Source organism: Paenibacillus glucanolyticus NBRC 15330, from assembly GCF_004000885.1.
GTDB lineage: Bacteria > Bacillota > Bacilli > Paenibacillales > Paenibacillaceae > Paenibacillus_AQ > Paenibacillus_AQ glucanolyticus.
The window spans coordinates 25,623-37,284 of sequence record NZ_BIMC01000002.1 but is presented as its reverse complement, the minus strand read 5'-3'; the positions used below and the strand labels follow the sequence as shown (position 1 = coordinate 37,284).

Annotated in this window: 8 protein-coding genes; 4 read left to right on the top strand and 4 right to left on the bottom strand. The window is 51.0% G+C overall.

Features of this window, described 5'->3' with window-relative positions:
• Positions 1-241 precede the first annotated feature (241 nt).
• From PGL02S_RS03910 to PGL02S_RS03900, 3 genes are all read left to right on the top strand, one after another.
• A complete protein-coding gene (locus PGL02S_RS03910; protein ID WP_036641468.1) occupies positions 242-1,435 on the top strand; it encodes an oxalate decarboxylase family bicupin in 1,194 nt (397 codons plus the stop codon).
• A 183-nt stretch (positions 1,436-1,618) separates the two neighbouring features.
• On the top strand, positions 1,619-2,071 hold the full coding sequence (locus PGL02S_RS03905; protein ID WP_036641467.1) for a MarR family winged helix-turn-helix transcriptional regulator: 453 nt from the start codon (positions 1,619-1,621) through the stop codon (positions 2,069-2,071).
• A complete protein-coding gene (locus PGL02S_RS03900) occupies positions 2,068-5,235 on the top strand; it encodes an MMPL family transporter (RefSeq protein WP_036641465.1) in 3,168 nt (1,055 codons plus the stop codon). Before PGL02S_RS03905 ends, PGL02S_RS03900 begins: the two co-directional genes overlap by 4 nt.
• Before the next feature lie 272 nt (positions 5,236-5,507).
• Here PGL02S_RS03900 and PGL02S_RS03895 read toward each other — a convergent pair whose 3' ends face one another.
• The gene (locus tag PGL02S_RS03895; RefSeq protein ID WP_086936502.1) at positions 5,508-6,182 is read right to left on the bottom strand and encodes an O-methyltransferase; all 675 of its coding nucleotides are present in this window, start codon (positions 6,180-6,182) and stop codon (positions 5,508-5,510) included.
• 132 nt (positions 6,183-6,314) lie between these two features.
• Here PGL02S_RS03895 and PGL02S_RS03890 point away from each other — a divergent pair, with 132 nt between their 5' ends.
• The gene (locus PGL02S_RS03890) at positions 6,315-7,202 is read left to right on the top strand and encodes a LysR family transcriptional regulator (RefSeq protein WP_036641464.1); all 888 of its coding nucleotides are present in this window, start codon (positions 6,315-6,317) and stop codon (positions 7,200-7,202) included.
• A 318-nt stretch (positions 7,203-7,520) separates the two neighbouring features.
• On the opposite strand, the gene PGL02S_RS03885 is transcribed toward PGL02S_RS03890, so the two are convergent.
• The 3 genes from PGL02S_RS03885 to PGL02S_RS03875 form a co-directional block, all read right to left on the bottom strand.
• Complete coding sequence (locus PGL02S_RS03885) at positions 7,521-8,774, bottom strand: right-handed parallel beta-helix repeat-containing protein (protein ID WP_036641462.1); 1,254 nt, start codon at positions 8,772-8,774, stop codon at positions 7,521-7,523.
• A 759-nt stretch (positions 8,775-9,533) separates the two neighbouring features.
• Entirely contained in the window at positions 9,534-10,583 is a 1,050-nt protein-coding gene (rhaS, locus tag PGL02S_RS03880; RefSeq protein ID WP_036641460.1) for a rhamnose ABC transporter substrate-binding protein, read from the bottom strand.
• A gap of 85 nt (positions 10,584-10,668) precedes the next feature.
• Positions 10,669-11,658: an ABC transporter permease gene (locus tag PGL02S_RS03875; RefSeq protein ID WP_006211879.1), complete on the bottom strand. Its 990-nt coding sequence runs from the start codon at positions 11,656-11,658 to the stop codon at positions 10,669-10,671.
• Between the last annotated feature and the right edge of the window lie 4 nt (positions 11,659-11,662).

The window sequence follows — 11,662 nt, the reverse complement described above, 5'->3', positions numbered from 1 at the left end:
TTGTCCCTCCCGAATCTATGATAGATCTATCATAGATCTATTTGAGACCTATTGTATGTGCAGCGCTTTCAAAAGTCAACAATCTTTTCGTTTGCAAGTGATAAACATCATGGCATAGGGGTTTATCGTGTGCCGCATTTAACCCTCATATTAGTCAAGCACCCCCTCATAATCATAAAAGATAGCAGTTTTAATCGGATGTTCGTAGATAAATGAACACGTGGAGGGAGAAACAAAATTCATGGGGAATCAGAGCCATAACCAAAAGAATCAGCGCCATGTGCCTCAGCCAATACGCAGTGACGGAGCCGGCGGGCCTGACTATGGCCCGCGGGACGTGATGAGGGATATCGAGAATCCCGACTTGCTTGTGCCTCCAGCTACGGATGCGGGCTTAATGCCCAATCTGAAAATGTCCTTCTCCGACACGCATATGCAGCTCAATCATGGTGGCTGGTCGCGGGAAATTACGGTGCGGGACCTGCCGATTGCCACCACACTTGCCGGCGTCAATATGAGCCTTACGCCCGGCGGCGTGCGGGAGCTGCATTGGCATCAGCAGGCGGAATGGGCCTACATGATCTGGGGCAGCGCCAGAATTACGTCAGTGGATCAAAACGGAAGAAATTTCATCGCAGACGTGGGTCCAGGCGATCTGTGGTATTTTCCCGCCGGTCTCCCCCACTCCATCCAGGGACTTGAGGAGGGCTGTGAATTCCTGCTTGTGTTTGACGACGGCCACTTCTCGGATCTCAATACCCTGTCGATTTCCGATTGGTTTGCCCATACCCCCAAGGATGTATTGTCTGCCAACTTCGGCGTACCAGAGTACGCATTTGACCATATCCCGGACAAACAGGTCTACATTTTTCAGGATCAGGTTCCGGGCTCGCTCGAAAGCCAGGAGGTCCAGTCGCCTTACGGGAACGTGCCGCTCAGCTTCAAGCACCGGCTGCTGGCGCAAGAACCGATCGTAACCCCTGGCGGAAGTGTAAGAATCGCGGACTCCAGTAATTTCCCGATCTCCAAAACCATTGCTGCCGCCCTCGTCGAGATTAAACCAGGCGCCATGCGGGAGCTCCATTGGCACCCGAATCAGGATGAATGGCAGTATTACCTGTCCGGACAGGGACGCATGACCGTATTCGCGGGCCACGGCACGGCACGGACCTTTGATTACAGAGCCGGTGATGTGGGATATGTTCCATTTGCTTTTGGCCACTACATCCAGAACACAGGCACGGAATCGCTATGGTTTCTGGAAATGTTCAGAAGCGACCGGTTCGAGGATGTATCCTTGAATCAATGGATGGCATTGACTCCTCGGGACTTGGTCCAGGATAACCTAAGAGTCGGACCCGATGTAACCGATGCTTTACGTAAAGAAAAATGGCCTGTTGTAAAATATCCGGGATTCTCGTATTACCCAAGGTAAAGTTCTAACTCCTGTTTGAACGGGGTCGGTTCTTCAACAGTTACATAATACAGACCTGCCAAGGAGACTCCTTCATGGCGGTCTGTTTGCTCCCATTCTGACATTTGACTTTTCTTTCCTTCTGCCATATAGTTCATTAATGAAACTATTTCACACGTGAACTATTCGAAAGGAGAACTATTCTTGAACGATAAGGCAAAGCAATGGATCGACCGGTATGTGGACGTCTACCTGCTGGTAACCCGCCGGATCAACGCCCAGATTCGGGAGCATCTCGGAGAGGATCTGACCCATGACCAGTTTCAGGTTGTGCGTTTGATCAACAGCATCGATCACTGTACTTCATCCCATTTGGCTGAGACGCTTGCCGTTGGTAAGAGCTCGATCACCGCCATCGTCAATCGTCTGGTGGATGCAGGCATTATTGACCGAACCCGGGACGAAGCGGACCGAAGGCTGGTGTATTTGTCGTTAACGGAATACGGCAATTCCATTTTTGAGTCAGCCCAGGAGCAGGTGCGGGAGATCATCTCCCCTTACTTGCAGCATTTTGAAGAAAAAGATATTGAAATGTTCATCTCGATGTTCGAGAAGCTGGGGCAGTTGATGTTTGAATCAGGAGGGAGAAAAAATTGAAAGCCATACTGAAAGCAAGATGGGCAATCATCGTTCTATGGCTGGCAGCGGCTGTTGTGCTGTTTATGCTCGCGCCTTCCATGTCAGACCTGGTTCGGGAGAAGGGTCAGCTATCCGTACCTGACGGATACAGCTCGTCGCGGGCCACAGAAATTCTCAAGGAAGCATCCGGCGGAGAAGGCGGAGAAACCCTGCATCAGGTTGCACTTGTCTTCAACAAGCCCGACGGGCTAAGCACCGCGGACAAGGATAGTATCCGGCAAGGCGTTCAAGCCTTAAACGACAATAAAGAAAGCCTCCACATCGATTCCATCAATGAACCGTTCACGCAGACGGAGCTGGAAGACACCCTGATTGCAAAGGACGGCAAGACCATCATGGTCGCACTGCAGGTCAGCGGAGGCCAAGAGGCTGTAAAGGCACTTCCCGATAAGGTCAATGAGGTGCTGGAGGGCGTTCAAGCCGATCATTACCTGACAAGTGAAGGCCTCATTAATGAAGATACCATCGTCAGCTCCGAAGAAGGCCTGAAGAAAACGGAATATATTACGGTTGTCTTTATTCTCCTCATTCTATTCGTGGTATTCCGTTCCTTTGTAGCGCCATTCGTTCCACTGTTGACCGTAGGACTCAGTTACATTGTGTCACAATCGGTTGTATCTTTTCTCGTGGACCAGTTTAACTTCCCGATATCGAGCTTCACCCAGATCTTCATGGTCGCCGTCATGTTCGGGATCGGAACCGACTACTGCATCCTGCTGATCAGCCGGTTCAAGGAAGAACTGACGGCATCAGAAGATACGCAATCGGCTATCATCGAGACCTATCGGAAAGCCGGAGGGACCGTGCTTTATTCCGGGCTTGCCGTATTTGTCGGTTTTGCCGCCATCGGTTTATCGAAATTCATTCTCTACAAATCCGCGGTTGCGGTTGCGATCGGCATCGCGGTTATGCTTCTAGCGTTGGTTACGGTCGTACCGTTCTTCATGGCGGTGCTTGGCAAGAAACTGTTCTGGCCGTCACGCGGCAAGCTTGAGCACAGCGAGAACAAACTATGGGGAGCAGCAGGCTCCTTCTCTCTCAAGCGTCCTTGGGCTGCACTGCTGGTCGTGGCTGTCATCGTAGCCCCTTTCCTTGTTACGTACAGCGGCAAGCTGTCGTTTAACAGTCTGGAGGAGATCGGTCCAAGTTACGCTTCGGTCAAGGGCTTTAACATTATCTCGGACAGCTTCGGTCCAGGGCAATCGCTGCCCTCCACGATCGTAATCAAGAATGATGATCGAATGGATACGGCGGAATATATGGGACTCGCGGAGAAAATCAGCCGTGAGGTGGAAAAGGTTGATGGCGTATCCAGCGTCCGCAGTCTCTCCCGTCCAACCGGCGAGCAAATTAATGATTTCCTCATCCCAACGCAGGTCAAAACGTTAAATGAAGGGTTGGGAGAGTCCAAAGACGGACTGACTCAAATTCAGAATGGATTATCCGAAGCGGGCAAACAGCTCAGCGAAAATACGCCTAAACTGAATGAAGCCGCAGCGGGGGCCAAAGAACTGACCAAGGGAACCGCCGATCTTAAGGACGGCATTACCGAACTTGGTCAAGGTCTCAGCGCCATTCAAAAAGGTATTCAGAGCGGAAGTGCGGGCGCCGGCGAACTTAAATCCGGACTTGCGCAAGCTGCGCAGAGCGCTAAAGAGTTAGCTGCCGCAAATGCCCAGCTGCTCCAGGGCTATAAACAGCTTGATACCGGATTAACAGCTCTTGACGGCGGCGTTGCCGGACTTCAGGAGCAGCTAGGTGGCGTAGCTGCTGCACTGGGCGGACTTGACGGTTCCTTCACAAGCCTTGAGAGCAACTATCCGGAGCTAATTCAAGATACCGACTACCAAACCATTAAGGGAACCGTAACACAAACAGCAGCAGGTACTGCCGAGTTGGCTGCGGGTCTTGGACAGATCTCCGAGCAGCTCAAGGGCGCATCCGCCGGCTTATCGGAAGCGAACACCGGATACGCTAAAGCGGCCGCCGGGCAAAAGGCGCTTGCCGACGGACTCCAGCAGCTGGTGTCCGGTATCGATGAGCTTCAATCCGGCCTCTCCCAGGCAGCTAGCGGGCAAGGCCAGATCATAGGTCAAATCCCTTCCATTACAGGTGGGCTGGATCAGCTTCAGGGCGGTCAGAAGCAGCTTGCCGACGGATTTGGCGATCTGACCGGGCAGATCGGAGAGCTGACCGAAGGCCTGAATTCCAGTGCCGACGGGCTGAAACAAATCTCGGACGGACTGCATTCCGCCCAGGATTATCTGCAGCAGATTCAGGATGTTCAGGATGAAGAGCTCAGCGGATTCTTCATTCCGCAGGAAGCGCTTGAGAATGAAGAATTTCAGACCGTATTTGATACCTACTTGACCGATAACCGCAAAGTGATGACGCTGGATGTTGTCTTGGCTACCAATCCATACAGCGAAGAAGCGCTAGGCAGCGTCGAGCAGATCCAAACTGCAGTCGATCGTGCCGTGAAGGATACGAAGCTGGAGAACGCCGAAGTTGCCATCAGCGGCATCACCAGCACCAACAACGACCTGCAGAATATTTCGAATGAAGACTACACGCGGACCGTGATTCTCATGCTGAGCGGGATCTTCATCATTCTGGTCGTGCTGCTGCGCTCCATCGTGATGCCGATCTATCTGATTGTTTCATTGGTCATTACGTACTTTACCGCAGTCGGTGTTACGGAGATGATCTTTGTCCACGGCTTCGGATATTCCGGCATCACCTGGGCCACGCCGTTCTTCAGCTTTGTCATGCTGATCGCGCTCGGGGTGGACTACAGCATCTTCCTGATGGCACGCTTCAACGAGAATAAGAGCTGGGATGTTCAGGACGCCATTCTTCATGCCATGCGCAATATGGGTACGGTGATCCTGTCTGCCATGGTCATCCTTGGCGGTACATTTGCAGCAATGTATCCATCCGGCGTACTGTCGATGATGCAGATCGCAACGGTGGTTCTGGTTGGCCTTGTGCTCTATGCACTGGTATTCCTGCCATTCTTCGTACCGGTCATGGTACGCATCTTCGGCCGGGCCAACTGGTGGCCCTTCACTCCCAAAGAGCGGAGCGAATCCTCCAGTAAGGGACATGATCTGAAAATGTAATTCCAGCGCACGAACATGCATGCTGATCTGCCTTCTTTTATGAAAAAGAAGCGCCTTGCATGTGAGCGGCAGTTTCTCTTTCTCCAGGCTTATCCGGTGCTTCACACGGACCGTGCATGCTGGTTAAACACAACAAAGGGCTGCACCAGGGTATAACTTACCTTGGGTGCAGCTCTTTTTTTCCTGCGTTCCGATACATGGCTTCTCCTGGTTTGCCTTTTCAGCGTATGTCTCATTCCGTTTAAGGGCTTAGTGTGATCTCATATTGCTGCCTACTGTACAATACCGATGTAGAATCCGTCATACCCTTTGCTTCCCACGGTTTGAATCGCGGTCCCGGAGATGGCCGGCTCGCCGGAGAGCATATCCATGAACTTACGGATACCCTGCACCCGTGGATCCGTGCTGTGATGGTCAATCACTTCTCCATCCCGAATGACATTATCGCTTATGACAACGGTACCCGGACGCGAGAACTGCAACGCCCATTTCATATAATTCGGATTGTTCGGTTTATCGGCGTCAATGAAGATCAGATCGAACGGCTCCGCCTTCTCCTTGGCCAACTGCTCCAACTGCACCAACGCATCGCCTACCCGGATTTCGACTCTATCCTCAAGCCCTGCCAATGTCACATTGGATTTGGCAACCTGAGCATGAAACGGATCGAGCTCCAGTGAAATCAGTTTTCCCTCCGGTCCGATCGCTCTAGCCATCCAGATCGTACTGTATCCGCCAAGTGTTCCGATCTCCAGAACGCGCTTGGCTCCCTTGATTCGGGCGATGACATTCAACAGCTTTCCCTGAGCCGGGGATACGTCGATTTCGGGCAAGCCAGCCTCCCGGTTTGCGAGCAGCACCTGCTCCAGCACCTTATCGTAAGGGATCAAGCGCTCCGTAACGTAATCGTCCACTTTTCCCCACGTCGTGACATCATTCGTTTTCATTTTGATTTCCTCCTCTTGTTCATTAATCATAGTGCTTACAAATTCATTGTATGTGATTTATTATTATAGATATAATATATCTTTTATTTGTTTATATAACTTAAATATATAAATGGAGGGAGAGCGCTTCACATGAACTTACACGCGCTAAGATTATTCCATGTCATAGCAACGACAGGCAGTGTTACCCGCGCTGCCGAACTGTTAAATATAAGCCAGCCCGCCATTACCGCCCAAGTCAAGAAATTTGAGAGAGAACTTTCCCTTACCCTGCTTCAACCGAAAGGTAGAGGCATCGCTCTGACGGAAGCCGGAAAGGAGCTTGTCCCGCTTGCCAAAAGACTCTTCTCCGTTGAGTTGCAGATCGAGCAGTTCTGTCAGGATTTTCGAAGCGGTTCGAGAGGACATATCCGGTTGGCCGCCACTTATCTCCCTTCCCACTTCCTGCTGCCGGCCTGGTTAGCGAGATATAAACAGCAGTATGAAGGCGTGGAGATGAGTATCACAACGACCAACTCCAGCGATGCGCTTAAGCAGCTGCTGAATATGGAAGTCGACATTGCCATCTATGGAGGGCTGCCTGAAGAATCTCCAGATGAGATTCAGACCGAAGAATTGTTTCGGGATGAGCTGTGGTTCGTGGTATCACCGGATCACCGTTTTGCCAATCTGCATATCTCGCTTGATGAGATGATGAGGGAGCCTTTTGTGATGCGGGAGGAGGGAAGCTCAACCCGTGAACGGTTACTGGCCTTATGCCGTACCCATAGCGCCCCTTCGCCGCGCATCGCGCTGCAATTCAATGGTCTGCATGAAGCGATCACCGCCGTCATTGCCGGATACGGTGCCAACTTCGTATCTTCGCTTGTTGTGCACGAATACGTGGAGCGCGGAGAGCTTAGCCGGGTGTATGTCGAAGGAATCCAGCTGCAAAATATCATCGCGGTCTGCACCCGCAAACAAGAGCCTTTATCCGCCGCAGCCATGAACTTCGTGGATATGATTCGGGATCAGTCCTGACGCCTGATGCGCGAGAATGGTCTGGTTGCCTCTCAGCCTGATAAATTACCCACGAAATTCATCTGCGATGGTAACCAGTATGTTACGGCAACGATAGACCCGCATGCCGATTCATGGCATACGGGTCTGTCATTGTTGTCGTTACCTCGGGTGCTTTTTCCCCAGTTTACTAGACTCTGCGTATGCCGTTTCACAGATACAGACCATTGTTTTTGTCGTTACTCGGGTGCTTCCTCCAACGGCTACTAAACTCTGCGTATGCCGCTACACAGATACAGACCATTGTTTTTGTCGTTACCTCGGGTGCTTCCTCCACGGCTACTGGACCGTTACGTTCCCCTTGTACATGTTCCCTGCCGGACTTCTCGTATTCTGAGAGGCCGTAGCTGAGGTATTATTATACGCACCGATTACGTACACAGCTGGATCGCTCAAGTAAACGGTATTGCCCGTAAAGGTATTATTGATCCCCCATCCTGGAACGATCTCATGCAGCTGAAACGCATCTACAATGACACTGTTGCCATTCTGATAAGCCGCATTATTCCGAATAATCGCGTTATTCCCCTTCACATCGATGAAGCTGTCGGCATAATTGGCGCCGCTAATTCCCTCGCCATGGAAGGTGCAATTCTCCACCAATGTCCCGATGGATCTCTCCTTGATATCGATGTGCTCTGCCGTAATATTTGGACCGAAAGTGACATTACGAATCGTATTGTAGTGGGTGTTCTGGTTGTAGCTCGCTCCCTCTGCGGAACCTACGTATACGCCTTCTCCGAAGCCCGCGCCTGTCTTGCCGGTATTGTGAATACGGGAATTCTCAATCGTGCTGTACGAGGTGCCGTCCCGAAAATGCACAGCTTCATAACCGATATTGTAAACCTCCACATTCGTTATGCGGCTGTAATTGGAATTATCCAGCAGAATGCCCTTCTGTGCATTGGTAAACTTCAAGTTTCGGATGATCCAATAGTCACCTTGAACCCGTAAGCTATACCCCGAGCCCGTAGAGTAACCAGAAATAATGGCCGGATTCGCCGGATCCTGGCTCTCAATGACAACCGGTTGCTGTGCAGTCCCTTTAACCGTGGACGAGAAGCTCCCTGCGTATGTACCCGGCGCCAGAACGATGCGTTTACCAGGAACCACATTCTTCAATGCACTCTGTAGACAGGATGTTGTGGAACATGCAATCGCATCAGAAGGCACCTCCGGCGGAGCGCTTCCTCCGCCATCCCCTTCACCCGGTCCGCATGGCCCCTTGTCTTCCCATACTCCCCATTGTCCGGTTGTACCTGGCTCCTCGCCTGTCGTCCACCACTTGGCCCTCCATAGCTTGCCTGCATGTGATACCTCGGCCCCGCTGCTATAGGCGCTTCCTGTACTCCATGGTACGGCCGCACACTCGGCAAGCACCGCAACTTCACCGGCTGACGCCTCACCGGGCGAGGTTTGCGGTTCGGCGCTCACGATGCCCCATGTAACAAACGTGCCCAGCAACAGCAGCAGTGCCATGACAGTCATGGTCGTTTTCTTCAGCCTGCGCGAACGTGAGCGTGCCTTCTTCATAAATCTCATCATCCCCTTTATGAATTCGTTCGCCATCGTAACCGATCAGCGACATTATCATATTAATGAGATCGAGAACCAAAATATTCTATGGATGTCGAAACAAATGTTATGATCCAAATCTGAATCCCTAGCGGACTGAGAAGGCGCTATTCGAAAGAAATGCTCCATTTGAAAAAGATAACGGACCTGAAGAGCGTTATTTACACAAAAAAGAGGCAAACAAGCGATGAAACGACTTCATAACGCCTGCTGTGTCCGTTACATTTGGAAAAGATGCTTATTTTCGAAAATAACGCCTCTTGTGTCCGTTATATTTGCAAAAGAGGTTCTCACGACTATAACGCCTCTTGTCCGTTACAATTGTGATAGGAGCTTTTCGATAATACGCCTGCTGTGTCCGTTAGAAATCACTCCATGTCCTCGCCGGTGAACACATTCTGAAATCCGATCAATCGGCGCTTCATACAGCCTGACGATCTGTTCAACTTTAAAAAGCCGATCCGGCTGGATCGGCTTCCTCGCTCATTACTTACATGCTCATCATTTTACTTGCTCACTATTTTACTCGCTCATCACTTTTCTTGCTCACTACTTCACTTACTTATTACTTTACTTGCTCTCTACTTTACTTGCTCACTACTTCACTTACTTATTACTTTACTTGCTCTCTACTTTACTCGCCCATCACTTTACATGCTCAAGTTGCGCCCCTAATGCACAGAGCGCCTTAACTTATCAGCTTTACGCGGCGTGCTATTAGTACACGTCTTTCCACTCGGCAATATTCGAGGCGTCGAATTTGAACGGGTCGCCCAGCATGATCTGCGTACCCTCACCGTCGGCGACAATCTCCTTCTCACCCAATTCGCCGGCCGTAAACTTGTTGCCTACGGCCCCGGTAATATCGCCTTTGACCAAAGCATCCGCCGTGTAACCCGTCATATAACCAACATCAATCGGGTTCCATAAATACATCCACTGGCTGACACCACTCTGAATGTACTCGGCCATCTCGCTTGGAAGCCCGAGACCGGTCAGCTGCACCTTGCCTTTGAGGCCTTTATCAGTCAGCACTTTGCCTGCCGCAGCGATACCGACGGTGGTGGGAGCGATGATCCCCTTGAGATCCGGATACGATTTCAACAGAGCCTCCGTCTCGGACACACTCTTATCACGCAGGTCATCCCCGTAAGCCACTTTGACAAGCTCAATGCTGCTGTATTTCGGATCTTCCAGTTCCTTCTTCATCCATTCGATCCAGATGTTCTGGTTTGATGCTTGGGATGTCGCACTCAGAATGGCAATCTGTCCCTCATTGCCAATCATTTCGGCTACCCCTTGAATCAAGGTACGACCGATACGCTCAGGGTCGGCTTGGTTGACATGGACTTTTCGACTGGCCGGATTCAGTGCCGAATCCAGAGACAGCACTTGAATTCCCGCGTTCATCGCTTTTTTCAGCGCTGGCTGCAAGGCATCCTCGTCGTTGGCAGCCACGGAAATGCTGTCGACTTTCTGTGAGATCAGTTCTTCGATCATCTGAATCTGCGCTTCAGCTGTCGGTTGATCCGGAGCCTTCAGAATAGCTTCATTCCCTTGCTCCTCCACCGCATTCTTGAAACCCTCCATCATTTTCTCACCGTATGGATTTCCTGTGTTTTTGAAAATAATGGCGTGTTTCTTCTTACCGTCCTTGTTACCATCTCCCGCAGAAGCACTGCTCTCTCCAGGCGCTTTCGTGCTGCATGCCGCCAGCAAGCTCATGACCATAACCGCTGTCAGCAAGGTGGATACCCACTTCTTCATCCGTCGTTCCTCCCTTTTATATATCATGTTCTATGCGTATCACCGACGCTTGACACGCCAGCAGCTACCAACATGTAAATCTGTACTAGCCCTTACGTGATAACCCTTTGCCAAATTTCAGCTTGGGAACAGCTACGGCAACGATAAGCAGCAGTCCGATAATGACGAGCAGCACCTGGGCCTGTACGTTAACAAGTCCGAGTCCGTAGCGAAGGAAGCCGATCAGGAATATCGCCAAAATCGCACCGATCATGCGCCCCTTCCCGCCTGCTGTACTGATACCGCCAAGTACTACCATGGCAATGACGTCCAACTCGTAGCCTGTCGCTACATTCGGTCTGGTGCTGCCCATTCTGGAGGCAAGGAACAAGGCCGCAATTGCCGACATGAGCCCGGTCAAGGTAAATACCATCATCTTGATCTTATTCACCTGAATACCGGAGAAGCGGCTTGCCGTCGAATTGCTGCCCATCGCATACACGCTGCGCCCGAACTTCGTTTTGTGGAGCAGCCAGCCGAACCCTGCGGCAAAGATAGCAAATACAATCAGAATGAAGGGAATCGGGCCCACGTAACCCCAGCCGAGGAAGCTGAACCATTCCGGGAACGAGCCTGCAGCCTGATCCTCCAGCATAATGTAAGCAATGCCCCGATAAATGATCATGGTGGACAAGGTCACAATGACCGCTGACAGCTCTTTAAACTTCACGATCAGCAGACCGTTAATGAAGCCGCAGAGGATACCGACACCAAGACAGACCAGCATGGCAAAACTCATGGGCACACCATGGTTATACAGATCAGCCATCACCGTCGATGACAGAGCGATGATCGAAGCTACCGAAATATCGATATCCCCCAGAATCATGATGAACACCATCGGGAGTACAATGAACGCTTTATCCAAAAACCCCATGGTGGCATCACGCAGATTTGCCGAATCCCAGTAATACTCGGACAAATTCATGTTCATGACATGGATTGCGATAAACAGAAGAACCAGCATCCATTCCCATTGGAGAAAGAAGCGTTTCCAGGAAAAATCCTGTTTATGGATGAGCACTCTTGTTTCCATCGTC

Coding starts and splice junctions, on each gene's coding strand:
- PGL02S_RS03910 (WP_036641468.1), top strand. CDS start 242: ATGGGGAATCAGAGCCATAACCAAAAGAATCAGCGCCATGTGCCTCAG.
- PGL02S_RS03895 (WP_086936502.1), bottom strand. CDS start 6,182: ATGAAAACGAATGATGTCACGACGTGGGGAAAAGTGGACGATTACGTT.
- PGL02S_RS03890 (WP_036641464.1), top strand. CDS start 6,315: ATGAACTTACACGCGCTAAGATTATTCCATGTCATAGCAACGACAGGC.
- PGL02S_RS03885 (WP_036641462.1), bottom strand. CDS start 8,774: ATGAAGAAGGCACGCTCACGTTCGCGCAGGCTGAAGAAAACGACCATG.
- rhaS (WP_036641460.1), bottom strand. CDS start 10,583: ATGAAGAAGTGGGTATCCACCTTGCTGACAGCGGTTATGGTCATGAGC.
- PGL02S_RS03875 (WP_006211879.1), bottom strand. CDS start 11,658: ATGGAAACAAGAGTGCTCATCCATAAACAGGATTTTTCCTGGAAACGC.